Source organism: Paenibacillus lignilyticus (assembly GCF_017942085.1).
Taxonomy (GTDB): domain Bacteria; phylum Bacillota; class Bacilli; order Paenibacillales; family Paenibacillaceae; genus Paenibacillus_Z; species Paenibacillus_Z lignilyticus.
Genome location: NZ_JAGKSP010000004.1, coordinates 102,277 through 128,362, shown reverse-complemented (window position 1 = coordinate 128,362; position 26,086 = coordinate 102,277). Strand labels below are relative to the sequence as shown.

The 26,086-nt window shown below is 51.5% G+C and carries 18 protein-coding genes; 1 reads left to right on the top strand and 17 read right to left on the bottom strand.

The window, feature by feature from the left end; genetic code table 11:
• Positions 1 to 470 precede the first annotated feature (470 nt).
• The 14 genes from I8J30_RS12625 to I8J30_RS12560 form a co-directional block, all read right to left on the bottom strand.
• On the bottom strand, positions 471 to 2,381 hold the full coding sequence (locus tag I8J30_RS12625; protein WP_210655422.1) for an ADP-ribosylglycohydrolase family protein: 1,911 nt from the start codon (positions 2,379 to 2,381) through the stop codon (positions 471 to 473).
• 11 nt (positions 2,382 to 2,392) lie between these two features.
• Entirely contained in the window at positions 2,393 to 5,134 is a 2,742-nt protein-coding gene (locus tag I8J30_RS12620; protein WP_210655424.1) for an alpha-mannosidase, read from the bottom strand.
• Positions 5,135 to 5,198: 64 nt separating this feature from the next.
• A complete protein-coding gene (locus I8J30_RS12615; RefSeq protein WP_210655426.1) occupies positions 5,199 to 6,815 on the bottom strand; it encodes an ABC transporter substrate-binding protein in 1,617 nt (538 codons plus the stop codon).
• 70 nt (positions 6,816 to 6,885) lie between these two features.
• On the bottom strand, positions 6,886 to 7,773 hold the full coding sequence (locus I8J30_RS12610; protein ID WP_210655428.1) for a carbohydrate ABC transporter permease: 888 nt from the start codon (positions 7,771 to 7,773) through the stop codon (positions 6,886 to 6,888).
• Positions 7,774 to 7,810: 37 nt separating this feature from the next.
• Positions 7,811 to 8,743 (bottom strand): ABC transporter permease, encoded by a 933-nt coding sequence (locus I8J30_RS12605; protein WP_210655430.1) that lies wholly within the window; start codon positions 8,741 to 8,743, stop codon positions 7,811 to 7,813.
• A 286-nt stretch (positions 8,744 to 9,029) separates the two neighbouring features.
• Positions 9,030 to 9,998 (bottom strand): formimidoylglutamase, encoded by a 969-nt coding sequence (gene hutG / locus I8J30_RS12600; RefSeq protein WP_210655432.1) that lies wholly within the window; start codon positions 9,996 to 9,998, stop codon positions 9,030 to 9,032.
• Positions 9,995 to 11,299 (bottom strand): imidazolonepropionase, encoded by a 1,305-nt coding sequence (hutI, locus tag I8J30_RS12595; protein WP_338044813.1) that lies wholly within the window; start codon positions 11,297 to 11,299, stop codon positions 9,995 to 9,997. The genes hutG and hutI overlap by 4 nt, the downstream gene beginning before the upstream one ends.
• Positions 11,300 to 11,333: 34 nt before the next feature.
• Positions 11,334 to 13,007 carry a urocanate hydratase gene (gene hutU / locus I8J30_RS12590; RefSeq protein WP_210655434.1) on the bottom strand — a complete coding sequence of 558 codons (1,674 nt, stop codon included), beginning with the start codon at positions 13,005 to 13,007 and terminating at the stop codon, positions 11,334 to 11,336.
• A 28-nt stretch (positions 13,008 to 13,035) separates the two neighbouring features.
• Positions 13,036 to 14,565, bottom strand: coding sequence for a histidine ammonia-lyase (gene hutH, locus I8J30_RS12585; protein ID WP_210655435.1), 1,530 nt, complete (start codon positions 14,563 to 14,565; stop codon positions 13,036 to 13,038).
• Positions 14,566 to 14,842: 277 nt separating this feature from the next.
• Positions 14,843 to 16,624 (bottom strand): cache domain-containing sensor histidine kinase, encoded by a 1,782-nt coding sequence (locus I8J30_RS12580; RefSeq protein WP_210655437.1) that lies wholly within the window; start codon positions 16,622 to 16,624, stop codon positions 14,843 to 14,845.
• Positions 16,614 to 18,185, bottom strand: a complete 1,572-nt coding sequence (locus I8J30_RS12575; RefSeq protein ID WP_210655439.1) for a response regulator — start codon at positions 18,183 to 18,185, stop codon at positions 16,614 to 16,616. Before I8J30_RS12575 ends, I8J30_RS12580 begins: the two co-directional genes overlap by 11 nt.
• A gap of 122 nt (positions 18,186 to 18,307) precedes the next feature.
• On the bottom strand, positions 18,308 to 19,396 hold the full coding sequence (locus I8J30_RS12570; RefSeq protein ID WP_210655442.1) for a WG repeat-containing protein: 1,089 nt from the start codon (positions 19,394 to 19,396) through the stop codon (positions 18,308 to 18,310).
• A 155-nt stretch (positions 19,397 to 19,551) separates the two neighbouring features.
• Complete coding sequence (locus tag I8J30_RS12565; protein ID WP_091213810.1) at positions 19,552 to 20,319, bottom strand: sugar phosphate isomerase/epimerase family protein; 768 nt, start codon at positions 20,317 to 20,319, stop codon at positions 19,552 to 19,554.
• Positions 20,320 to 20,337: 18 nt separating this feature from the next.
• Entirely contained in the window at positions 20,338 to 21,390 is a 1,053-nt protein-coding gene (locus I8J30_RS12560) for a Gfo/Idh/MocA family protein (RefSeq protein WP_210655444.1), read from the bottom strand.
• Between the two features lie 245 nt (positions 21,391 to 21,635).
• On the opposite strand from I8J30_RS12560, the gene cysC reads away from it, so the two are divergent.
• Positions 21,636 to 22,247 carry an adenylyl-sulfate kinase gene (gene cysC / locus I8J30_RS12555; RefSeq protein ID WP_210655445.1) on the top strand — a complete coding sequence of 204 codons (612 nt, stop codon included), beginning with the start codon at positions 21,636 to 21,638 and terminating at the stop codon, positions 22,245 to 22,247.
• A gap of 822 nt (positions 22,248 to 23,069) precedes the next feature.
• Here the strand turns inward: cysC and I8J30_RS12550 are convergent.
• The 3 genes from I8J30_RS12550 to I8J30_RS12540 all read right to left on the bottom strand — a co-directional run bounded on the left by I8J30_RS12550 (position 23,070) and on the right by I8J30_RS12540 (position 26,076).
• Positions 23,070 to 24,875 (bottom strand): ABC transporter ATP-binding protein, encoded by a 1,806-nt coding sequence (locus I8J30_RS12550; protein WP_210655447.1) that lies wholly within the window; start codon positions 24,873 to 24,875, stop codon positions 23,070 to 23,072.
• Positions 24,876 to 24,888: 13 nt separating this feature from the next.
• The gene (locus I8J30_RS12545) at positions 24,889 to 25,830 is read right to left on the bottom strand and encodes a phosphoenolpyruvate carboxykinase (ATP) (protein ID WP_210655449.1); all 942 of its coding nucleotides are present in this window, start codon (positions 25,828 to 25,830) and stop codon (positions 24,889 to 24,891) included.
• A 105-nt stretch (positions 25,831 to 25,935) separates the two neighbouring features.
• The gene (locus I8J30_RS12540) at positions 25,936 to 26,076 is read right to left on the bottom strand and encodes a paeninodin family lasso peptide (RefSeq protein WP_210655451.1); all 141 of its coding nucleotides are present in this window, start codon (positions 26,074 to 26,076) and stop codon (positions 25,936 to 25,938) included.
• Positions 26,077 to 26,086: the final 10 nt, after the last annotated feature.

Sequence of the window (26,086 nt, the reverse complement as noted above, 5' to 3'; positions counted from 1 at the left end):
TCGATTCATTTTGGGTTTTAAACATTCCGGGGGTATTTCATAACCGCCGTCGGCTCAAGCAAGCCTGCCATATCCCGAACTTCTCGTTTCCCTTCCACCAGTTCGCGAATATCCCGACCCACCCGATCCGATAGACTGATAGCTATGATCTCGTAGTTTAATATGTATTATACATGATGGATTCGTGTTTCTATAATAGGGTTCGAAGATCCAATAACCTCTACGGGGACGACAACCTCTTTAATATCTACCTTTCATGAACAAAACTTTAACGGTTGTCAGCGAGGCTATGATATGAAAATAAACCTTTTTGAAATTCTAATGGTTGTCACAGACGTTATTTGCAGCAGATGGGTCGATTTCTAGTGGAAAACGTTCAAATATGCTCGATGGCAACCGTTAGAAGATTGAAAGAACGTAGGTTGCTCGACGAACGGAGAGGACTGCCGCTGCGGCAGTCCTCTCTGACGTTATTTATGGTCGATCCACGAGCCAAGATCCGTGATGTGATGCGGGAACGATTGACCCAGCTCGGTGAAGATCAAGCTGTAATCCGCATGACGGCCGCGCCGAATCGCCTGCAGCACGATTTTGTTCCTTCCCTGACGCAGCTTCACCTCAGAGTGATGCCGATTCTCCGCGGTCCACCAATCATGATGATCCGTCTCGCTTATTAATTGATCGTTAATCCATAGCCGATAAGCTTCGGTATGCCCGAAAATAATGTTGACCTCGCGATCCTCCGGCAGCTCGATCTCCCGCTCCGCGTATACGACGCAGGGTCCTTGGAAGCCGATCAGATCCGAAACCGAGAACAAATCCTCGGTCACATTCACGAACCGGTAATCCTGCGGATCGACCAGACTCCTATAATCTTTGGTCGCATCGGCCTTCGTATTGAGATGAAATTGCCGCGTCAAATCCGCGATTTCGTCCCTCGTGCCTTTGAATGCTCCGTAATACCACTCACCAAGCTCCGTGCGAGGAAGCTCAATATGATTTTCCCAGAACGGCCCGAATACTTTCCACACCTGCGCTCCGTTCAGTCCGAAGATAAAGGTTGCCCCGCCGAATGCAGCAGTGAGCAAGTTTTTCTCCGAGAGGTAGCTAACCTGCTCCGGTACGCTTACCGTGAGCGTAACCGATTTGATTTCCCCCGGCTGCAGAACGATGTGCTGCGAAGTCCAATCACTCTGCCAGCCATCAGGCAAGTCGACCGTCAATTGATCCACAGCGACAAACTCCGTCTCGTTCGACAGTCCGATGGCGATCGTCTTGCTCTCCGACCATCCAACAACGGGTATTCCCTGATAATCAACGGAGAGCACAATGGAAGGCTCCGGTTTGTTCGCGGGAATGGAGCCAAGCTCAGACGGCTGGCCTGTAATCTCGATCGCCCCATTAAGCTCTCTCATGATGGTCAACCCCGCTGCGCAAGTATCCTCGGCCAAGTCCGACAGTTGATTGGATCGGCGAGCGACTTTCACGTCCAGCTTGTAGCTGGTGTCGTAGAAGGCATGCTTCTCGATTAAGCGGTCTGCCCCATATATAATCCCGAGAAGAGCGCCTGCTGTCGCGCAGCTGCAATCCGTATCGAAGCCGCAATTCAGCGCGATCATCGTCGTCTCCAGGAAATCCCCTTTGCCGTAAAACAAACATACCAGTGTGAATCCAATATTCTGATACAGGTTCGTGCAGTCCGGGTGACCGTAATCGCGAATAATCCGAGAGCGAACCTGCTGCCAGGTCAAATCCTGCGAGGACCATGCCATCGTATCCTCCACAAGCCGGCGAATTCTCGTTCCCTCGGGCAAATAGACCATGCCGTCTCGCAGCAGCTTCATGAGATCATCTTCGACGAAGGCCATCGCTTCGACGGCCGCCAGATACTGCTCCGCGTAAATGGAATCGCCCTCATGGTCCAGCATGCCGTCTCGTCCCGCAAATTCTGCCGCGAGCTCGGGATTGCCCGGCGCAACGCAGGCCCATATCTCGGAGCGAATGGGACAGCCCATTCCATTGACGTAATACCGATTATTGAATGCACCCGATACAGGCGGATAAATACCTCGGTTATAATTTTTCTTGAACCAGGCATATTCGCCCGGCACGAACGGATACCGCTCGTAGAACGCGTCAGCCAAATCCATCGAAGTGAAGTAGACGCCTTTCTGCTCAAGCACATGCAGCCATAACACCTGAAGATCCAAGTCGTCGTTCGGCAGCATTTCCTTTATGGCCCGCGGGTCATATTCGTAATCGAAGAGTTCTTTCCTGCCTTCGAATGGAGCGCCAATCGTACCGGCAATACTCTTGCCCAGCCATGCGCCGTACACTTTATCCAAATAGTTCTCATAGGTCAACCGGTATTTTGCCATCATCGCTCTCCCTCTTATCCTTGATTGCGCCGCTCCTGAACCTTAATCGTGACCAGCTCCCCGGCTTGCATCGCTATGCCTGCTGCTGCTGCGTCATCTGCCTTTTCCTTCAGACGCTCATCCAAAAAGGCGGAGCAGACGTCCAATTCCCCGGCGAGGAGCTCACCATCTACTTGCAGATATCCTGACGGCCCAGGATTCCACAGACGGGCTATCCAACCATCGCCATCCTCGGCTTGTTTCAAACAGCTCATGAATGGATCGCTGTCCGCTGTCGATTGGATCGACATCAGGGAGCCCTGCGATGGCCAATTCCCATCATGCTGCAACGAGGCTTCCGCTAACAGCGGTGCGCGAAAATCCGAAGCTTTTCCCAAACATTGTCCTTGCCGCCAATCCCCTTCATGGGGAATTAACGCATATTCGAACCGATGCGGTCCTTGGCACTGTCCGCCCGGAGCCGGATAGTTGGCGCCGGCGGCTTGCCCGATGCTGCCAGCCGACCTGACCAAGGTAAGCTGCACGGAGGTTCCTCTATCGCCGCTGCCGCGAACAGCTTCATAAGCCGGTAAACCTTTTGTCGATAAGCACAGTCCTTCCCGCCCATCGGAAACATCAATAAATTCCTGGAACGGCTCATCTCTCCATTCCCCGCCGCCTTCTCTCACACGCCGGTCCACCACTTGAAAATGATCATAGGCCGAAACCGTTCCCGTATGCAGTCCCGTATCGAACACGACGCGCAGCATATGGTCCTTGCACGTATTATCGATTTCGAGGGCTAGGTCCAGCCTCTCCACATTCGCATAAAGCGTGGCCGTCATCGTGATCGGAAGGCTGGCTACTGCCGATGAGCGTTTCCCGTCTTGAATCGCTTTGGGCAGCTCCCAGGTCAATTCGGCCCTGAAGACAATGCGATCCTCGACATGCTCCTGCAGCCGCCATCCCGTTCCGGTCCCAGCGCTGCATGCTCTGGAATCGCGTTCATCATACGCCGCAAATTCATGATGATCGTACGAATCACCCGTTTCTTCCCGATCGAGCAAATAATTAAGCTCCCGATACTCCTTCCCCGTACGCTTATAGAGAAGGTCAAACGTCCCATCCTCGTGGAAACGAACGCGAATCGCATCGTTTTCCATGCCACTCTCGCATAAGGAAACTACCGGACGAGCTGCTAATGCTAATGCTTCCACAGATACCGCTTCATTGTTCGTCGTGCCGGGCTTGATCCAATAGCATCGGTAACCGATAGCCGGAACACTCTCCGCGATAAAATCAATCTCCAGTACCGTAAACACCTGATTGGCTGCGCGAGTATCCTCACTCGTCTTCGAAATCAATACCGCCAGCATGTCGGCGGTCATATATTCGCTCTCCAAGTCTTTATTTTTATCCACGACATGGCGTATTCTCGCAGGAATGGTCTGCCCCTTCTCGTCGAGAAGCGTATAGACGTCATGCTTGAATCGCTTCGGAACGCGCACATAACGCTTCACCGGCCCCGTATGTAAGCGACCAAGCGGATTCACCACTACAACTGCAATCGCAGTTTCTTCTTGAGAAGCCGTGTTTATGGCAGTAAGCAATTGATGAAGTCCGTCCTTGATCAGATAGGCGCCCGTGTGCTCGATTTCCTCGAAGCGATTCCGCATATCCTTGTGAACCTGATCCAGGCTGCAGCCGCAGATCGAATCATGCGGATGATTGGCAAGCAGCAGCTTCCATAGGTTCTGAATGAGCCCCTTCGGATAGGCAACGCCGCTCGCAATTGAAGCCATGACCCATAACGGCTCTATTAATCGCTGCAATAGCATTTCGCTGGCATCGTTCTGCTGCTTCAGGCTCATATGAGAGGATAACGTCCCTACCAAATCCATCGGAAGGTCGCCCGATCCTCTCATCTCTCCGGCATAAGAGGACAATCCATCTGCCGCTGCTGCAACAGCAGCAAGATAATCTTCGGGCATTGCGTACCGAATCTCATAATCTTCTTGATGCTGATTGATATAATCAACAATCCCGGGTAATGAAGGCCGGGGTTCCATATGGTCAATCCCAACGGACATGTACAGATTGGATGTCGAGGCTTTATCGAGCTGCTTCTGCGCTTCATCAAGGAAGCTGCCAAGCGTCAGCTGCGCGTCGGGCTCTAGCGATGAAGGCTGGCTGATGTCGCTCCAAATATCCGGATAGCTCAGGAATACCCCATGGCTATATCCGTGGTTGGCCGCCAAAACCTTCGAACCCGCAGGACCCTCCCACCAGAATTCATACTCGGCAAGTTCTTTATCCCAGCTAGGCCGTCCACGTCCAAACGTAGCATATTGAATGCCAAAACCATTCAATATCATCGGCAGGCTCGCAATACTCCCGAAGGAATCCGGTACATAACCGAGCATCATGGGCCTGCCGCGCATTTGCCGAATCAAATCCATGCCGATCAGCAAATTCCGAATCGTGGACTCTCCATTCTCCAGAAATTGATCGGCGAGCACATACCAAGGTCCGGTAACCAGCCGGCCGGACGCCATCAGAGCGGCTATCCGTTCCCTTTGCTCCGGTTTGATAGCTAAGTAATCTTCAAGTACAATGGCTTGCCCATCGAGCAGAAACCTGTAGGTCGGATGATCGTCCATGATGCGCAGCAGCCGATCGATCAAATGAACCAAACGAACCTGAAATTGCCCTTTCGTCATGACCCATTCGCGGTCCCAATGCGTGGTTGGTGTAAGGAACATGGTTTTCTTATCCATTTGAACCTCCGTTTGTTCAAAAAAAGGGCTGCTACCTTCCGGGAGCAGCCCTCTTCCGTTATGATTACTGCGCTTGCTTGGATGCAACGAATGCCGCTGCCTGCTTCTTCACTTCCTCGATTACTTTCTCGGCGCCGGCTTTTTTGTATCTTTCGATCAGGTCGGCTACTGCGGCGTCTACGTCTTTCACCAGACCCATTTGGATCGGTGCAGAGTATTGCTTGTCGATGTTCACGATATTGGCGAGTTCTGTTTTAATGTTTGTCGTATCGATATTAAAGCCGTTAAGCAAGTATGGTGCGGCTTTCTCAAGCAGCGCTTTCTTCGTGTCGATGTATTGCTGCGTATAGCTCTCAAGCGGCGGCCATTGGTCGCGGTTGTTAGACCACCAGCCTGCACCGTACATCGGGTACGGATTCGGATCGGCCTGAGCGACAACCAGCTTGCCATCGCCATTAAGCGTGTAGTTTTTGCCTTCGATTCCGAATGCGAGCAGCATGTTATAAGCTTTGTCTTGGTGCAGCAGGTCGATCGCCATGAGCGCTCTTTCGTAGTTCTTCGTTTTCGGAGAGAATGCGAAACCGTTGCCTGTAGCGGGACGAGTCATGACGACGCCGCTGTCTGTCAGGTTGTTGACCGCGCCAAGCTCCCAGCCTTTAGCGATCATGTCGGAGCTGTATTGGGCATAGTTCTCGAAAGCGTTCGCCCAGTAGCCGGATTTGCCTTCTTTGGCAAGGTCGGACGCAGCCGTCTTCTGTGCAAATGCGTTCTTAGGCAGCAACCCTTTGTCCGCCCAATCCTTCATCGTTTTGGCAGCATCGATAAACTTCGCTTTGAAGGCATCGTCGAACAAGCCGGTAATCGTGTATGACGGATCGTCCGGGAAGAATCCCGTAACATAGTTCGCTTCTTTAAGTACATAGTTCTTCATCAAGCCGCCGAAGATACCTTGAATATCGGAGGCGGAGCCGTCAACAGGAAGCATGCCTTTCTCATTGTCTTTCAGCGCTTGAAAGTAAGGTCCCAAGTCTTTGAACGTTTTGATTTCAGGTACGTTGTACTTCTTACGAAGATCTTCACGGTAGAAACCTGTACCCACGTCCAATTCCTTGAACGTTTGCGGAATCATGTAGATTTTGCCGTTTACGCGGGCATCCGTCCATTGGCCTTCGGACGTAGCTGATGCCGTCAATGGCATAAACTTGTTTACGTCGTCTATCGTAATTTCGTGATAACCGCCTTTGGAAGCGTTGGAGCCGTAGTTGACGTTACCGAAGATGACGTCCCAATCCTGCGGGGAAGCCAGTACGAGCGGATACTTCGTATTAATGTCGGCGAACGGAATATAAGTCAATTCAATGGTCGCGTTAATGTCGGCTTCGAGCTTCTTGTTGACTTCAGCCATGACCGCTTCGTTATCCTTCGGAGCTTCGCCGAGAAGAACGAATTTCAACGTCACTTTATCCAATTGCGGTTTCTCTGTGTTGTCGGCTGCAGTGTTGTCGGCTGCAGCGCTGTTGTCCGTGTTGCTGGCCGCTGCGTTGTTCTTCGTCTCATTGGCAGGCGTGTTGTTAGCTGTGTCTTTGTTGCCATTGTCATTCTTGGAACAAGCGGACAAGATTAACGTCAAGCAGAGCATTAGCGATAAACCAAGACTTAGTGCTTTTGATTTCTTGCTCATCTTTGTTTAACCTCCCAATTATTGAATGAACTATGTTAAACCGCCGCGTAGCGGAATTAACCAAACCCACCTATCCTTTGACTGACCCGATCGTAAGACCGGCAACGAAATACTTCTGAACGAACGGGTAAGCGAAAACGATCGGCCCCGTCGCGACGACTGTCAGCGCGAGTTTAACCGTTTGCTGAGGCAATTCAATGGCGGATGCAGCTCCGTTATTCTGCAGCATCTGTTTCGCGAAGGTCGTTGAGCTCAGAATTCTGTATAGCGTGTACTGAAGCGGAAACAGGTTGTCTTTGGTAATGAACAGCGTCGCCGTATACCAATCGTTCCAATACCCGAGGGCGATGAATAGCCCGATCGATGCGAGCGCCGGCTTGAGCAGCGGGAACACGACTCTGATAAAGATGGAGAAGTCATTTGCCCCGTCGATCTTCGCCGATTCGGAGATGGAATCCGGAATGCTGTTCGCGATATAAGTTCTCAGAATCAGGATGTAGATGACGTTAAACATCCCGTTCAAGAGCAGAATCATCATCGTATTTCGTAGATGCAGATAGTTGGACATCAGCAGATAGTAAGGCACCAAGCCCCCGCTGAACAAGGTCGTGAAGAAGAGGTAGAAGGCCATCCCGTTGCGGTATTTCACATCTTTTCTGGCAAGCACGTAAGCAGTCATCGAGGAGAAGAAGACGGATATTCCGGTACCTGCTATCGTAAGAAATATCGTGACCAGATAACTGTGGAAGATCTTCTCGGGCTCCATAAAAATGAATTTATAAGCGCCAAGGTCAAAGGTCCGCGGAAGAAGCGAGTATCCATACTGCAGGATCGAACTCTCGGATTGGAAGGATCCCACAAGCAGCATGACGAATGGCAATATCGTGGCGATGCCGATGAAACCTACGACGATGAATGCGATGATATTAAAGGTGATGACGTCTTTTCCCATTTTCATAGACTTGAACCGCCTTCCCTGCTCGAACCGAGAGTCACTAATAGAGCGCATAATCGCTGTTCCATTTCTTAACGCCCCAGTTTACCGCGTAGATAATGAAGAAGCTAAGCACGGATTGGTACACGCCGCCGGCGGAAGCCATGCCGAAGTCGTTCGCGAATATAAGGGATCGGAAGACAAACGTATCGATAATGTCCGTCGTGTCGGCCAAGAGTCCGTTGTCGCCGATAAGTTGGTAGAACATATCGAATTCTCCGCGCATGATTCTGGATAGTCCGAGCAGAACCAGCGTAATGATGGTCGGCTTTAGCATCGGAATGGTAATGTACCAGATCCGTTGGTACAAATTCGCGCCGTCGATCTTGGCGGATTCGTAGCTCTCATGATCGATTCCCATAATCGCCGATAGGTACAGCACGCTGGAGAAGCCGATTCCCTTCCATACATAGAACAGAGGCAGAAGGATGAGCCACATACTCGGATTCGAGTAGATGTCGATCGGCTCTGCGCCGAGCGACTTCAGCCACGTGTTGAGCGCGCCGTAATCATAGTTGAAGATATTGTAGAAGAACGCCGACACGGTAACCCAGGAGATGAAGTACGGCAGGAACATGAACGTCTGCGCCGTCTTCTTGAAGTACTTGCCGACCATTTCCGCAATCAGAATCGCGACGATAACCGATAGAATCGTACTAACCGTCAGAAACACGAGATTGTAAAGCACCGTGTTCTTCGTAACGAGCCACAGCTTGCCGGATTCGAAGAAATATTTGAAGTTTTCGATTCCATTCCATTTGCTTCCGAAAATGCCGCCGTCGTAGGAATACTCCTTGAACGCAATGACGATACCCGGCATCGGAAGATAAGCCAGCACGAGGAAGTAGATCCCGACGGGCAAAAACATCAGATAGAGAATACGGTTTTTCATAATCTCGTACAGGAATCCTTTTTTCTTCAGAGCCCTTTGCATTCATCCACCTCTTACCGAATGTCGTTTGTTGGTTACGCTTTCATAATAAAGCGTTTTCATAATCCGTGCTACGAGATAAAATTACGATCCCTTTGCAATCTTACGCAACTTTACCAAGCGAAATTTGTCGACTATACGGCCCATCTTATCATAGGGTGCCGAACAATTGTACAATCCAAGAGTCCTACACGAGAAGAAAGCTTACCGGAATTCCCCCTCCGAGCATGGCTGCTCTTGCGGAAATTCAAGTAAGCTCAGGTTCCTTCTATAGTCACTGATTAGCGGATTATCCGTTTCGATTTGCCATTCCTGCCAAGAAGCTAAGCATAAACTGTACGGCAAGGCGAGAAGTCACGTTGCGCACGTCCACGGCTGGGTCAATGCAAACAAAATCGATCCCCTTCACCTGGGGTAAAGCTCCGAGTCGATACAAGGCGTCAAGCGCGTCCCATGGATTCAGCCCCCCTGTCCCGATAGCCGGACAGCCCGGCGCATAAGCCTGATCGATGACGTCTACGTCGAAGCTGACATAGATCGCTTCCGTTCCGTCGCCGACAAGCGCGAGCGCTTGATCGATGACCGGATCGATGCCCGTGCGACGCACATCGCGCGAGGAGAATACATGCACGCCATGGCTCTTCACATAATCGTGATACGGCTTTGCGTTCATAAATCCTCGGATACCGATTTGCACGATATTCCGTCCATCGACGACACCGGACTCCAAGACCCCTCGGAAAGGGGTCCCATTGGTAACGCCGCCGTCTTCGAAATTACGCACGTCATGATGCGCGTCGAAATGAATAATGCCCACTTTCTTGCCCGGATAACGCCGGGAGAATGCTTTAATAGAGGGGCAGCTTGTCGAATGATCCCCGCCCAATAGGATCGGAACGATAGAAGGCTGAGCCCTGTAGATCGCGTTCATGCTTTCCTCGATGCGGCGGTGGCATTCCGCGATATCCGTAACATGCATCTGAATGTCGCCGAGGTCGCGGACGGCCATGTCCTGCAGATCAACGTCATATTCAAGCGAGTAGGTCGTAAACGACTTGAATGCCGTACGAATCGCCGCAGGCGTCGTCGAGGCGCTGGATATCGAGATGGAAGGCTTAGAGAGCGGTACTCCGATGATCCCCGCCAGCAATTGTTCCTTGCCATCCCACTCTCGGATCCAATGCGCGACCTTTGTCTCCAGATGATCTCGAAACACGGCCTGATCCGGTCTTTTCAGAAAAGGGATCTCCTGGCTCATGGAAGCGTCCCCTCCTTCTTGGCTTGCAACGTGACGATTTGCCGATCCCAAACGGCGACATTCCCGTTCTTGATCACGCCGTACGCGTGGTTGATGCCGAAATGATAGGGCAAATAGGCAAGATTCGGCGCGTCGAATAGCGTGATATCTGCGCGCTTCCCTACCTCAATCGAACCAATCTGATCACCTCGGCCAATCGCGTTTGCCGCATTGATCGTGCAGGCCGTCAGAATCTCCTCCGGCGTCATCTTCAAGTTGAGCGAGGCGAGCATGATGACGAGTTGAATGGATTCGGTCGGACAGGATCCCGGATTATAATCGGTTGACAGGGACACCGGAAGGTTGAACCGATCGATCATGTCCCGCGCCCTTGCATGCTTGTTAAGTCCAAGGTTGAACGAAGTGCCTGGCAACAGCACCGGGATGACGCCGTTTGCCGCAAGCATCCGCAAGCCTTCGTCGGACGCCGCCAGCAGATGCTCCGCGGAAATCGCGCCGACTTCCCCCGCTAATTCGGTTCCGCCGAGCGATTCGATTTCATCGGCATGAATTTTGGAAAGCAGTCCGAGTCCCCGCCCTTCGAGCAATATACGACGAGATTGTTCTACTGTAAACACTCCATGTTCGCAAAATACGTCGCAAAACTCCGCCAGGCCATGTTGCGCCACTTCGGCAAGCATGTCGCAGACGAGGTCTACGTAATCGTGAGCCCTGCCTTTATACTCGGGCGGCACTGCATGGGCGCCCATGAACGTTGAAACGACGTCAATCGGATGCATTTCGTTTAGCCGTTTCGCCGTACGCAGCTGTTTAAGCTCATCCTCTAAGGTAAGGCCATACCCGCTCTTCGCTTCCACCGTCGTTACGCCTTGCAAGAGCATAATATCGAGGCTTCGATACGCCTTGTCATATAATTGCTGCTCGCTTGAAGCACGGGTAGCTTGAACGGTGCTTAAGATGCCGCCGCCTTGAGCCAGAATATCCAAATAAGGGACGCCGGAACGCTTAAGCGCGAGTTCATGCTCCCTCGAGCCGCCATGTACGAGATGCGTATGCGGATCAACGAGACCAGGCGTAACCAGATAACCGCGAGCATCCAGCGTCTGAGCAATTTCTACGCCTTGCAGCCGGTTTGTCACGTCTTCTTCGGAACCGACGAGCGCAATTCGTCCGCCTTGTATCGCGACCGCGGCATTTGTAATCTCCCGTAGCTCCTTCATCTCTCCTCCGTAACGAGGTACGTTCCCGATAGGGGTTACCAAACGGCCGATGCCTGTAAGCAGTAAGTCTATCCGTTCTATGATCGTCACGCTCCTTAAGGTTATAGGTTATCTCCTAATCGCGCATCGGAATGCGGATTCCATGTTTCTCCGCGCTGTCGATGGCTTCCTCGTAACCGGCATCCGCGTGACGGACGATGCCCATTCCCGGGTCCGACGTCAACACGCAGCGCAGGCGTTCAGCTGCTTCGTCGGTACCATCGGCAACGACAACCATGCCTGCATGCAAGGAGTAACCCATACCGACGCCTCCTCCATGGTGGACGGATACCCAGGAAGCGCCTGCCGATGTGTTGATGAGCGCGTTCAGAATCGCCCAGTCGCCAACCGCATCCGACCCGTCCTTCATCGCTTCCGTCTCCCGGTTCGGCGATGCCACGGAGCCGCAGTCCAGATGGTCGCGGCCGATCACGACCGGTGCTTTCAACTCGCCGCTCTTCACCATCTCGTTGAGCGCGAGACCGAACTTTTCCCGTTCTCCGTAACCGAGCCAGCAGATGCGTGCCGGAAGACCTTGAAACGCTACGCGTTCGCGCGCCATCTCAATCCAGCGGCGAAGATGATCGTTCCCCGGGAACATGCGGAGAACAAGCTCATCCGTTTTGCGAATGTCCTCCGGGTCGCCGGAGAGCGCTGCCCAGCGGAATGGCCCTTTGCCTTCGCAGAACAGAGGACGGATATAAGCAGGCACGAAGCCGGGAAAGTCGAAGGCATTGGCAACCCCTTCATCGAACGCGACTTGACGAATGTTGTTCCCATAATCGAACACGACCGATCCGAGCCGCTGCAAGTCGAGCATCGCCTGAACATGGATTGCCATGCTTGCCTTGGACAGCTTCATGTATTGCTCCGGATCACTCGCTCGCAGTGCCGCCGCTTCATCCAAGGAATAACCGGCCGGAATGTAACCAACAAGCGGATCATGCGCGGACGTTTGATCCGTCACGAAATCCGGCTTGATGCCGCGGCGCACGAATTCGGGATAAATATCCGCCGCGTTCCCCAGTAGGCCAATGGCGAGCGCTCCCCCTTCTGAAATGGCTTTGTTCGCCAATGCCAAGGCTTCATCCAGCGTTTCCGCGAGAACATCGCAGTACCTCGTTTGAATGCGCCGTTCGATACGCGCACGATCGACTTCGACGGCGATGACGACGCCTTCGTTCATCGTGACGGCCAGCGGCTGCGCGCCGCCCATGCCGCCTAGCCCCGCCGTCAATGTCAGCGTGCCTTTGAGCGTACCTCCTGCATGTTGACGGGCGGCTTCGGCGAAGGTTTCGTACGTCCCTTGCAAAATTCCCTGGGTCCCAATATAAATCCAGCTGCCGGCAGTCATTTGACCGTACATCATCAGCCCCTTCTGCTCCAGCTCGCGGAAGTGCTCCCAAGTTGCCCATTTCGGCACGAGTACGGAATTGGACAACAGGACGCGGGGAGCGCGTTCATGGGTTCTGAAGACGCCGACCGGCTTACCGGATTGGACCAGCAGCGTTTCGTCGTTCTCTAATCGCTGCAGCTCACGCACGATGGCGTCATAGGATGGCCAGTTGCGTGCTGCTTTGCCGATGCCGCCATAAACGACCAGTTCTTCCGGACGCTCCGCAACCTCAGGGTCGAGATTATTCATCAGCATTCGGAGTGCCGCTTCCTGCACCCAGCCTTTGCACGACAATTCCGTGCCGCGCGGAGCTCGGATTACACGTTTTGGTTCCGGTTGATTATTCGTAGTCATATCGGATCCTCCCCTAGAACATGATTGACTAATACAGTGGTCCGGTAATGGCTTCCACCGCGACCAGAAATTCGCCGGACAGCAAAGCGTCCGCTGTTCTTTCGATATCGGCCGAAGTGGAACGGTCATCCACGACCGGCGGAACGAGGGTTCTCAGCTTCTCGTATAACGCACGAGTTGCGGGAGCTAACCCGTCCGCCCCGATAAACTCGGCTGCCTCAGCGGCACAGATCAATTCAATCGCAAGCACCTTGGAAACGTTGTCAACCACCTGTACCGCATGTCTGGCGGCCGTTGTCCCCATGGAAACGTGATCCTCCTGGTTGGCCGATGACGGAATTGAATCTACGCTTGCCGGATGGGCGAGCACCTTATTCTCCGAAACGAGTGATGCACTAACATATTGCGTAATCATCAATCCTGACCCGATACCCGGGTTGCGACTAAGGAAAGGAGGCAAGCCGCCGGATAACGCCGGATTGACGAGCCGTTCGGTTCGGCGCTCCGAAATATTCGCAAGCTCGCTCATCCCGATTTTCAGAAAATCCATGGCAAACGCGATCGGTTGACCATGGAAATTGCCTCCCGAGATGACCTGCCCATCTTCCGGAAATAAGAGCGGATTATCGGTAGCGGAATTGATTTCGATGGTCAGTTTATCCCGCACATAATCAAGCACTTGGCGAGTAGCTCCATGCACTTGCGGCAGGCAGCGAAGCGAATAAGCATCTTGTACCCGGATCTCTCCCTGCCGCGTCGTTAGTTTACTGCCTTTCAGCAGGGTCCGGAAATTCTTCGCCACGCCAATCTGTTCGGGATAAGGTCTCGCTTGGTGCACTTCCTCAGCGAATGCTTCCGGGATCCCGCGCAAGCTTTCCAAAGTGAGCGCTGCGATCGCGTCTGCGATTTGGGCCAATCGTTGTGCTTTCATGAAGGTGAGCGTGCCGATCGAGGTCATGATCTGGGTACCGTTGATGAGCGCCAACCCCTCTTTTGCCTGCAAGGTGATGGGTTTCAACCCTGCTCGGGCCAGCGCCGCAGCACCCGGAAGCCGCTCCCCTTGATAGAAAGCCTCCCCTTCGCCCATCAGCACGAGCGCCAGATGGGAAAGCGGCGCTAAATCACCGCTTGCGCCGAGCGAGCCTTGCTCGGGTACAACGGGATGCACGCCTAAATTGATACAATCGATCAGCAATTGCAGCGTGACCGGACGAATGCCGGAATACCCTTTGGCAAGCGCATTGGCGCGAAGAAGCATGAGCGCCCGAACCGTTGCTTCCGGCAAGGGGCTGCCTACCGCGCAGGCGTGACTGCGAATTAAGTTGATTTGCAGCTTCGCGGCGTCTTGAGGCGAGATATGCACATCGCTGAATTTACCGAAACCCGTGCTTACGCCATAAACGACTTTGCCGGCGGCAACAAGCTCTTCCACCATTTCACGGCAGCGACTCACACGCTCGGCCGCATCCGCACACAGTATGACCGCTCTGCAATCCAATGCCACTTCCATCACCAGTTCAGGCACGAGCTGCTTTCCATCCAGTACGACAGGCGTCATGTCAACACCCCTCTCTTGTTGTTCGGCGACTAACATGTCGAGTGATCCCCTTTCTTGCTTTAATATAAGAAAGGGACCGAGCGGAAGCTTTAAGCTTCCACGCGGTCCCTTTTCGAAAAGGGGATATGCGATTGTCCAGTATCATGCTTTCGCCAATACTTCATCGCGACCCACTCGTTTCAGTTGTAGTTTTCGATTCATCTTTAATTGTCACATGCCGGTTTGAATGTTGTCAATGGGGTCTCGCGGACGCGGCGCGGGAAATGTGGCCGATGGTTTACCACGGCAGCTCGATGATGACCGTGACGCCGGGGCCTTCATTGCGCCGATAAGTAAGTCCATACTCTTCTCCATAGAGCAGCTTAATACGTTTGTTGATATTATTTGCGCCATATCCGTGGAAGGGGTCGGTTCGATCCCTATTGAAAATACGTTCCAGGTTTTCCTGCGAGATGCCCACCCCGTCGTCTTTCACCGTGATCACGATTTTGCCATGGACGGCATTTGCGCTGATCGTAATGGTCCCTGTCTCGCTTTCCGTCTCCAGAATGCCGTGAATGATCGAATTTTCGACCAAGGGCTGCAGCGTGATTTTCGGCATCGCATGTTCATAGAGCGCTTCCGGAATATCGATCACAAGCGTAATGCCGTTCTTGAACCTGGCGTTCTGAATGTCGATGTAGGCGGCAATATGCTCGACTTCATTGCGCAAAGAGACGATGTCCTCCCCTTTGCTTAAGCTAAGCTTATAGAATTTGGACAGCGATTGGACAAGATCATAGATGCCTTGCTCCTGAATGCGCATCGCCTTCCAGTAGATCAGGTCAAGCGTGTTATAGAGAAAATGCGGATTAATTTGCGCCTGCAGTGCTTTGAGCTCCATCGATTTCACTTCTTGCCCCAGCGCATATTTCTCATCGAGCAGCTGCGTAACCTTGGCGATCATCGACTTGAAGTTCCGCGATAATTCCCCGATCTCATCCTTGCCCTCGTGCTGAATTTGCAGGTCGAAGTCGCCCTGCTTCACGCTCTTCATCTGCGAGATCAGACCGCGAATTCTGCGCGTACCGGACGCAGCAGCGAGAAAGGCCAGCGGCAGCAGGAACATCGCAATTAAGAACGCAATGGCCAGCATCTGCTTCATCGCTTTCTTCTGCGAGCCCAGAATCTCCTTATACGGAGTCAAGCTGACCAAATACCAGTCGGAATCCTCGACCAGCTGCGCCCCGACCAAATACTCCGCATTGTCGAAAACCCGCTTGCCCCAGACCCCTTCCTTGAACTGATCGTTCGTGCTCCCTTTCAGAATGTCCGACTTGAACGACAGCATCCCTGCATTCGCATGGGAGGAATGAACCAGGATCTCGCCGGCTTGGTTGATCAGAAATACGGAGGACTCCTTCGTAAACGCTACGCGATCCAGAATCGATTCGAATATACTCTTGGGCATATCGACACTGAGGACCCCGATCACATTCTGGAAGCTTTCGTTATCGAAGATACTTCTTGCGATTGTAAACGTCGGCGTCTTCTCCTTCTGCAAATCATTCAGCAGAATCATGCTTGGGAATACCTCGAACGTAGTGCTGCTCTTATTCAAATTCGCGTACCACGCGGTGGACGCAATCCGATTGGTGCTCATTACGTCATCGGTTTCGTTCGTGCTTGCTACGGCCTGAGAGGTATATAAGCTTGTTTTGATAATGTCTTCGCTTGGCTTCGTAATATAAAATTGCTTGCGGATGCCTTCGACATCGAAGCTCCATAACCCGTAGCTATTGTAGTAATAGCTGGCGCTCCGATGCAAAATATCTTGGATTTTCTCATTCGAAGCCAGGATCGTTAAGAAGTTCTTGGCGACATATAGCTTAAATTCCATAAACGATCGGCTCTGTTCGAATACTTGCCGGGAGGAATACCTCGCTTGCGTCTCGAGATCCTTAGAGGAGATGCGATAATTCACGATAATAAACAATGTGAAAGGGATCGCAAGCAGCAGTAAATATTGCAGGAAAAGCTTATAGTGCATTTTCAAATCGCGGTAGATGTTAACTCTCATAGAGCTGCTTCATCCTATACTCGGATGGTGTGGAGCCTGTGTATTTCTTGAACAGCGTGGAGAAATAGTTCGTATCCGTGAGTCCGATTTCGGTTGTAATATCGTACAGCTTCTTATTGCGGTCCTGCAGCAGCCCTTTCGCTTTCTCGATGCGAAGCGCCGTGATGAATTCATTCAGGGTACGGCCGGTCGATTTCTTGAAAAAAGCGCATAAGTACGTTTGACTCAAATACGTATGCTGAGCGATGGTCTGAATCGACAGCTGATTGCTGTCGTAATGGCTTGCGATATACTTCTTGATCTCGTCGATTTTCTCGATGCCGCCTGCCCTGCTCTCCGGCTTCAGCATCGTCATGTCGATATTCGAGCGCAGAAACGCGGCAAGCTCGCTAAGGGTAATGCGCGTATCGATTTCACGCCACATATACGTCGTTTCTTGCTCATCGCCGGAATCGGCAGCATCCCACTGCATCGTCACTTCAAACAGTATCCGCAAATGATTGAAATAGAGGTTTCTGATCTTATTCGTGTCGGGGTCCTCGGCGGCGGCGATTGCTTCTGTCAACTGATTGACATAGTCGATTATTGCTTCAGGCGGGTCGCTTCTGAGCATCTTCTTAAAGCGGTTATAAACGCCTTTGTCCAGTTCATAACAGCCGGGCGCAGCAGAATTCGGAAAGTAAATCCGATTCGTCCCCGCGTAAAATTGACGTTTCGCCGCTTCTGTCGCCGCCTTGTACGACAAGGAGAATGCATCGGTTCGGACCGTTTGATCGCTGCAGCCCGCAGACAGCGAATAGTTCCCCTGCGAAGCCTCTTGAATCGATTCCAGTATATTCCCGGCGAATGCTTCGGCCTTCATCTGTTGAACCGCGGCTGGATCATTCGCGATGATCGCCAAACATCGATCTCCCACGAATCCGGCGATATATCGTTGATCCGAGTTGCTCGGAGAATGATTCAATAGGTGAAGTATTCGCTGCTTGACCAGCGGTTTCTCATCTTCTGCTGTGGCAGAGGACCAATTAAACAGAAATGTATAGACGCGGAAGGGTTCGCTCGTCGTTAACGGCAAAATGCCGGAGTCGACGCGATCCATCCAGACCGACAGATCCGTTTTGTTGCAGATCACATCCACAACGATCTCCTCGCGCCGATACTGAATATCTACCTTTTGGGTAGCCGCATGTTCAATCTTCTTCACAACGTCGATAAACAGCGTCTTCAGCTGCTCCATGTCGACAGGCTTGTCCAGATAGTCGACGGCATGCAGCTGAATCGCCGATTTCAAATACTCTTTGTCCGAGAAGCCGCTAAGGAATACAATCTCACAATCCGGATAGAGGATGCGGAACCTCTGCGCCAGCTCAATGCCATTCATCTTCGGCATGCGAATATCGGTCAGCAATATCGACGGCTTGAACTTCTCTGCAAGCGCAAGCGCCGCAATGCCGTTCTCCGCCGAATGCATTTCTGTAATTCCCCAATCAGACCAGGGCACCAGCTCCATCAAACTATCACGTGTCGTTTCTTCATCATCGACGATCATCAAGTTAATCACCCTGCTCCCCCTCTCTGAAATCGCTTTCAAACATCTCTATTATATAACTTAACGGTTCAGAGTTACATAGAAAAACCGCTTACTCCCATCGTTCGATGGAAGTAAGCGGCTGCTGTGGCGACTCATTGCTGCGGCGGCCATACAATCGTTCCGCTGCGATTCATATATCCTCGTATATAGTCCCGCGAGTCCGGAACGTTAATATAAACCTCTGCCAGCTCCCCGATGAATGAGGCCGCCCATTCGAACTGCACCTTGATCACAAACTTGCCGGAAGTATTGATAAAGCCGTATTTCTGCCCTGTGCTTGCCGGTGCCAGACCGCCGGAGAAGGTTCCGCCCGCTTTAATATTCTGGATCATCTTCTGTCCCTTCTTGTTGATATAGAAGGTAACCCCGTTGCGTTCCACGAACGCCAGCCCTTCCGAGAACGGCTGCGCCATCGAGAACTGCGGCTTCAGAATATACTTCCCGGTTTTATCGATATAACCATATTTTCCATTCTCATACACAACGGCTGCTCCATCGGAGAATGACTCTGCATGGGTAAAACGCGGAGACACCACTAGCTTTCCCGATGTATTGATATAGCCAAACTTGCCATTCAGAGCCAGCTTAACGGCCGCCATTCCCTCCGCGAAGTCTGCTGTGTAACTGAATTGATAGGGAATAACCAATTGCCCCTTCGTGTCTATGAAGCCGGTAGCTTTGCCAAGATTGACTCGAGCAAGCCCCTCCGAGAAGTTAAACGCCTTCACATAAATCGGCCGAATTGCGATCTGCCCTTGGCTGTCCTTATAGCCATACCGAAGCTCAGTCTTACCGTTAGTTCCTTGAATCTTTTCCGTATAGATGGTCAGTCGGTCATACATCAAACCACAACTATTCATCGCGCAATCAAACAGTTTGTCTCCCGCAAGGGTATAGTACGTCACCTTCTTCTCTGCAAGATTGGTGATGACATAAGAATTCCCCGGCTTGCTGTCGTACCATATGCCATCATAGATCGGCGCTACTACCGGTTCGCCTTTACTGTTGATGAGACCATATTTACCATCTAATTCGACGCGATACAGCCGTTCCACGGCCGGCTTCTGTTCCGCTGCGATCGGTTTACCCGCGACAGACACTTCTGCCTGTCCGTGCCCCAACCAAGCAAATCCCGTCATTGCAAGCATCATTGCAGCAATGGCTGCGACCCGTTTCAGCATGTGATTGCCCCCTGTTTTCCAATAACATGTAGATATCTCAATATCTAGACGCATCGTAACGAGAAAAGTGTGCAGCTTGCAATCAAATAAAAAAGAACAGGCTGCCGGGTTAGCCCGGCAGCCTGTCGGTATTGCTGGTATATGATCAAGATCAATTAGAGCAAGCCTTTTTCTTTCAAGTTCAAGTAGCTGACTGTCGCCGTCTCGATACCCGTGAGGTTGCGCAGCTGATCTTGCTCGACCGTCATCCATTCCACGCCGATTTCGGTAGCTGCTTCAATCGACGCTTGAATGTTGACGACGCCGGTACCGACAGCCGTCCACTTCCCAACCTCGTCTGTGCCGTACACATCTTTCAGATGAATGGCCGGTACACGGCCCGCCATCTTGCGAAGGATATGCGCCGGATCTGCACCGCCGAGCGTAATCCAAGCCACATCCATACGGAAGAACAGATGCTTCGGATCGGTATGCTCAGCCAGAATGTCCAGAGAGTATACGCCGTTAAACGTTCTCTCGAATTCATGCGCATGGTTGTGATAGCAGAATCGCAGCCCCTCAGCCGCAAAACGAGCACCTGCCGCATCGTACAATTCAGCATCGCGAAGCAGCTGTTCTCTATTATCAACGACGTCCCACCAGAACGTAACATCCTTCGTTTGCAGGGCATGCGCCTCGCGAATCAGGCGATCGACTTCCTTCTCGTCGCGAAGCAGTTCCTTGCTGGGAACGCTATGCGTAGCCACTTGCAATCCCAATTCATGGAAACGCGCGACATTGGCGTCGACATCTCCCTTGAGCAGCTCGCCGCCGCCTTCGATTCCCTTATAGCCGATTTCAGCGACGCGCTTCATCGTCCCCCAGAAATCCTGCTTCGCTTCTTCATGCACGATTCCAATTAACCCAAGCTTCGGTCTTGTCATGGTTCGTTTCCCGCTCCTTTATTTCGCGAATTGGCCGTCATTAAGCATGGTGATGAAAGGGCTGTCCGTAACGCCGGTAAGCGGAAGCTCTACTCGTGCATTGCGTCGTACCGATTCATAGACTGCGAAAATAATTTCCGAAGCGCGAGTTGCCTTCTGATGCGACGCCTCGGGCTCTTCGCCTGACTCCAAGCAGTCAATCGCATGACGGACATAACCGATCATTTGATCAGACATCGAGGACAGCTCCATCTCAGGCTTCCAAGACGGATCGTCGTAGTTGATTCCCTTGACGATTTGCCCGTCCCACATCACTTCGATAAAACCTTCGGTGCCAATGACGCGAACACCGGCCCAGATCTTCGTCATATCCTGACTCGGTTCCCATGTATCGATAGAGCCGGAATAGAGGCTCGCCTGTACGCCGTTCGCGAATAGAATTTGACCGGTCGCGCCGCATTCGGACGGCACGTTGAACCAGTTATAAATTTCGGTAGTATCGACTGCCCCAAGCACTGTTTTCGCCGGCGTTTCGTCCATGTAGCTAATCGCTTGATCAAACGTATGGATACCGCAATCGAGCAGATTAGGCGGTGAATAGAGGTCTAGGCGAAGCACCTGGCCGATTCGGCCTTCTTTGATAAAACGACGTACCGTTTGATTTCCCTTAGCGAAACGGCGCTGGAGCGAGAAGGTCAGCTGGCAGCCAAACTCGTCTGCGATCTTACCCATCTCTTGGCATTCGCCCCATGTTGCCGACATCGGCTTCTCGCACAATACAGCCTTCGCGCCCGCTTCCGCACAATCGCGGAATACCGGCAGATGCAGCGGTGTCCAGAGACAGATGAGAACAACGTCAGGCTTCTCCTTCTCCAGCATTTCCTTGTGATCGGTATAGATGCTGGCTTGAAAGCCAAACTCATTATTCAGCGTTTCGGCTGATGCGGCAGAAATATCGGACAACGCGACAACCTTTAATCTGCTGTCGGTTTGTACCCCAATGGCATGTTCATGCGCACGTTTGCCGCAGCCGATAAAAGCGACTTTATAAACGGATGATGATGAATTCACTTCGTAATCCCTCTCCCTCAAACTCTATTCTTACTGCTAATCTTAGAACGAATTGAAACGTTTCACATACCTCCAGAATACATCAACAGTTACAGCGCTTTCAACCCAAATTTTTCAAACCCAAGCGTTTTCTTGATGTTCTTTGAACTGGACAGGGAACGGAACAATATGCCTGTCATGATTCGACTATTTCCTCCATGTTTAATTAATCAGGTGTACAAGTTTTTGGAGGGAGAGAGGAACCGTTGGACCACAAGAGCGACAATATCACATGGCATCACTCTAATATATCAAGGGATGACCGGCAGAAGAGGACTCGTCAAAGAAGCTGTACGTTATGGTTAACGGGTTTATCGGGCTCCGGTAAATCAACGCTGGCGTTTGCGCTGGAGAAGGAATTGTATGCCAGAGGAATTGCGTCTTATGTCCTCGATGGGGACAATATCAGGCATGGACTCAATCGTGATCTCGGGTTCTCTGATGAGGATCGCCAAGAAAACATACGCAGAATCGGTGAAATCTCGAAGTTGTTCGTGGATGCCGGCTTAGTTGTGCTGGCGGCGTTCATCTCTCCGAACGAGAAGGACCGCAATATGGTGAGAGAGCTGCTTCAACCGGGGGATTTCAACGAAATTTTCGTAAAATGTTCGTTAGAAGAATGCGAGAAGAGAGATCCCAAAGGACTCTATCGGAAAGCAAGAAGCGGAAAAATTCCCAACTTCACGGGGGTAAGCGGTCAGTATGACATCCCGAGCGCGCCCGAGCTCATTATAGATACGGAACAGTTAACCATTGAACAATCCATAGCGGCTATTATCAACTACCTCGAAGAACGAAACTACTTCACCGGCAACTAACCCCCTCTGCTCGATATCATCTTGACCATAGAGAGAGCCACGCGGCTCTCTCTCAGCATGTAGAGAACTCTACTAACTCTGCCTATCTTTCGCTCAATTGACCGCGACTCCAGAGGCTTGTTCTTGATGCATGGATCGATACACTCCCCTGCCGGGCGGAGGGGTTTTTGCCCCCATACAACTAGCAAATAGCGTCTCAACGATTCGTCAGCATTTTTTCTTTGTCTCTATCGGTCGCCAGTAAGCTAATTTGTCTTTTACTGGTGGAAACTCTGCCTAAATCGTGAAATAGCCCCTCTGGAATCCGTTAGACTTCGGGGAGCGACTTTCTCGGGCAACCTTCACTACTACCGCTGTCAACTTCTCCCCAGTGCATGCTGCTCGTGAAATAGTCCCTCTGGAAACCGTTACACTTCGGGGAGCGACTTTCCCGGGCAGTCTTCACTGTCCTTGCCGCTCTAACGAATTGTAGAGGCCTTATTTTGCAGAAATGGGCACCTCCTAAATTCTAACGAATCACAGAGGGCTTATTTAGCAGAATTACGCTGAAATGCAGGGGTTTTGGAGCAAATAAGGCTTGTAGGATTCGTTAGAATTCCAAAACGAGTTTTTTAGTGCAAATAAGACCTGTACGATTCGTTAGACCTTCCCTCGAGAATCCAACGAAGCGTACAGGCCTTATCGCACAGGATTTGCCCAATAATCAGTGATTATCCCCTCTGGCAACCGTTACACTTCGGGGAGCGACTTTCTCGGTCAGCGTTCACTCCCATTACTAGGACTCGGATAACAGGCTGCGCGGATACTGCACCATTCCCCCTGTTAAGGCACAACTTTGTCCGATTGAAAATGCAGCAATTTGCTAAACGTGCCTTTCATGTCCGCAGAAAGCTGCTGGTAGCCGCCTCGTTGAATCACTTCGCCTTTCTCCAATACAACGACTTGATCCGCGCTGCGTATGGTCGACAGTCGGTGCGCGATGACAATAATGGTCATTCTTCCTCTTAATCGGTCAAGCGCGCCTTGAATTTTGGCTTCATTTTCGCTGTCCAAGGCACTGGTTGCTTCATCGAGGATCAAAATACCCGGCTTTCGCAATACCGCCCGAGCCAGAACAATCCGCTGTCTTTCCCCTCCCGAAAGCCTAACCCCACGGTCACCAAGAATGGTATCCAATCCCTGCGGCAGATTTCGAACAAATTCATCCGAAGCGGAGAACTGCAGCGCCTCCCACATTTGGGCTTCCGTTGCTTCCGGGGCGGCAATCAACAGATTCTCTCTGATGCTTGCATGGAACAAGAATGGATCCTGCGAGACATAACTGACGGATCTCCTCAGCGAGAAGCTGTCGTCGCCGGCCAGATTGCGTCCGTCGACAAGAACCTCTCCTTCATCCGGTTGAATGAGTCCAATGATGATATCGATTAAGGTGCTTTTCCCGGCACCGGATTTTCCAACGATAGCTGTCATCCGATTCACCGGAATGGACAGATTGATATTCTTAAGGGCATAGGAGGATTGGCTTCCATTGTAACGATAAGTGATTCCTCGGCATTCGATTCCTTGCTCCATGCTTACCGGATCTCCGTCCGCCGGATTGTCATGCACTTCCAATTCCTTTGCCAATTCGCAATCCTTCTGAAGATCCGCAAGATTCTTGAAAGCGGGAAGCGTTTGGGCAATTTGTTCCCAATTAGACTGCAAGGTCGAAAACTTCGGCCAAAGACGGGTGAATATGATGATGATCAGCATGAGCTTCTCAGCCTGTACATGGAATACTTCCAGAGATACGTAAACAAATAGCGTAATGATAATGACGGACGCCACTTTATAAATGTACTGGGAGGTTGCCTGCGTTTTCCCAAAGTGAACGAGGTTATACTCCATTTTGCCGCAAAGCGCGCGAAACCAAGTTAAATGCTGCGCTTCTGAACGATTGCTCTTAATGTCTTTCATCCCGTTAAAATGATCGGTCATCCCGCCCATATAATGCTGAGCAAGCTCGGAGGTTTCATCCCCGATGCTTTTGGACCGTTTAATGAATCGGCTTGCATACACGGCAAGCGCTAAACCGCAGATCAAGACCATAATCGTCAGTTGTGCCGACAACCACAGCGCAAAGCCGATTTGTACCGCGGTAAACAAAATAGTGGTCATTAACCGCATCGCGAGATAGGCGCCTTGACTGACGCGCGAAAGCTCATTCGTCATGATGTTATAGAAATCCGATCTTCTTCTTTGCAGATAGAACGCCCACTTGGCCTGCAGCAAGCCCTGATACATTTCCATTCGAAGGTACCTTATGAACCCATGCTGAATATCCAGGTTCAAATGCGTTTGCTTACGCTGCAAATAAGCCTGACCTGCAATTAATAGAATGAACCCCCCTAGAACAACAAGCAGTCTCATTCCGTCCGGTATGGTCTTCAATGGGCTTACCAAGTCAGCCACAAACGGAATACCATCCGTATGGAGGTCCAAAACCCCTATCAAACCAAGCACCGGAATCAACAGAAAAATGCCAATCCCCTCGAGGAAGCTGATCACTACCATGCCGATCAGATTGACAGTGAGCTTCTTACCGGCAAAATGATGCATTTTTTTGATATATAGCAGCAGATGCTCCATTTTTCTTTTCCCCCTATCCGTGCGAAATCCGTATTCCTTCTTCAACCGTATTCAGGATTCGGCTTACTAAATCGTAGGCGGTAAATCTCTCGGCCGGCCTGCATAATTGGTACATGTTAATGTGATTGACGATCGAGACGGAGGCAGAGAAATGCCACTGATCCAAGCCAAGCTGAGGAATCAGAAAATGGCGGTAGGTATGAAATCGGATGGTAGGAAGTCTCTCAAGCCCTTGGAGATGGCGAAGTTCCGTGCCACATCCGTCCGTCTTTACGAGTTCGAAGATACCTGCCAGAGGGACCGGCTCCTCGCAAAACATTGACGCTGCGGGTATCGCATATTTGGTCTCGTACAGCGGAACATAACGATCCGACTGCATCCCAAGCTTGTCGATGCTCTCCTGCCAAAGCTTCTGCTGCGGGTAAGAGGGAATGACGACTGGGACCCGGTCGCGGTTCAACGTTACGGCAATCACGTCGTCGGTCAGAAGCGGATAGCCACGTTTGAGAAAGGCGGCAGCAAGGGTGGATTTGCCCGCGCCGGAATCGCCGACGAACGCATAAGCCTTGCCGTTAATGACAACGGCGCTTCCATGTAAAGGCAACATCTTACGCTGGAACAGCAGCACACCCATGCAGGTTCCGAGCAAGTATAGCCGAACAACGGCATCGTCCGCTCCGATTGTCGGAGAAACAGTGATCCGGTTCCCTCCCCGGACTCTGTAAATGGCCGTGCCTTCTATGTTCAGCATAAAATCATCGCCTTCAAGAGCACAATAATCGTCGCTGCCACTGCCGCTGCTCTCGTTCCAGGCTTGATACAAGTCATCCTTGTCGATATAAACATCCGCTTCACATGTTTGTTCCGCTTCCCGAAGAAGCTCCGGCAAGGCGATTTCGCTTGCCATCGTCAGCCCAAATGCTCGATAAATCGTTCGTTTGACAGCAGGGTTCATCTTCCTCACCTCAATTCAGTAGAGTAGCTGTAAATGAAACTTGAAGAGGCCCTTATACGTTTTCTTCGTATAAGGGCCAATTGGTTTGCCGCGTATCAGGTGCATTTAGGATTCAAAAGCGTGCCCTTTGTTGGAACCCTTGCCGTTCTTGTCCGGGAATACACCATTCGGTCCACCCATCGTCATGTTTACGTCGAGAACTTCCACCGTTGGTTGCTGCCATTCTTTCCTTGTTTGCTTTTCCATATGTATCACC

Excerpts from the sequence above, each read along its gene's own strand:
- I8J30_RS12625 (WP_210655422.1), bottom strand. The coding sequence starts at position 2,381 with ATGATGGCAAAATACCGGTTGACCTATGAGAACTATTTGGATAAAGTG.
- I8J30_RS12620 (WP_210655424.1), bottom strand. The coding sequence starts at position 5,134 with ATGGATAAGAAAACCATGTTCCTTACACCAACCACGCATTGGGACCGC.
- I8J30_RS12615 (WP_210655426.1), bottom strand. The coding sequence starts at position 6,815 with ATGAGCAAGAAATCAAAAGCACTAAGTCTTGGTTTATCGCTAATGCTC.
- I8J30_RS12610 (WP_210655428.1), bottom strand. The coding sequence starts at position 7,773 with ATGAAAATGGGAAAAGACGTCATCACCTTTAATATCATCGCATTCATC.
- I8J30_RS12605 (WP_210655430.1), bottom strand. The coding sequence starts at position 8,743 with ATGCAAAGGGCTCTGAAGAAAAAAGGATTCCTGTACGAGATTATGAAA.
- hutG (WP_210655432.1), bottom strand. The coding sequence starts at position 9,998 with ATGAGCCAGGAGATCCCTTTTCTGAAAAGACCGGATCAGGCCGTGTTT.
- hutU (WP_210655434.1), bottom strand. The coding sequence starts at position 13,007 with ATGACTACGAATAATCAACCGGAACCAAAACGTGTAATCCGAGCTCCG.
- hutH (WP_210655435.1), bottom strand. The coding sequence starts at position 14,565 with ATGACGCCTGTCGTACTGGATGGAAAGCAGCTCGTGCCTGAACTGGTG.
- I8J30_RS12580 (WP_210655437.1), bottom strand. The coding sequence starts at position 16,624 with ATGAGAGTTAACATCTACCGCGATTTGAAAATGCACTATAAGCTTTTC.
- I8J30_RS12570 (WP_210655442.1), bottom strand. The coding sequence starts at position 19,396 with ATGCTGAAACGGGTCGCAGCCATTGCTGCAATGATGCTTGCAATGACG.
- I8J30_RS12565 (WP_091213810.1), bottom strand. The coding sequence starts at position 20,319 with ATGACAAGACCGAAGCTTGGGTTAATTGGAATCGTGCATGAAGAAGCG.
- I8J30_RS12550 (WP_210655447.1), bottom strand. The coding sequence starts at position 24,875 with ATGGAGCATCTGCTGCTATATATCAAAAAAATGCATCATTTTGCCGGT.
- I8J30_RS12545 (WP_210655449.1), bottom strand. The coding sequence starts at position 25,830 with ATGAACCCTGCTGTCAAACGAACGATTTATCGAGCATTTGGGCTGACG.
- I8J30_RS12540 (WP_210655451.1), bottom strand. The coding sequence starts at position 26,076 with ATGGAAAAGCAAACAAGGAAAGAATGGCAGCAACCAACGGTGGAAGTT.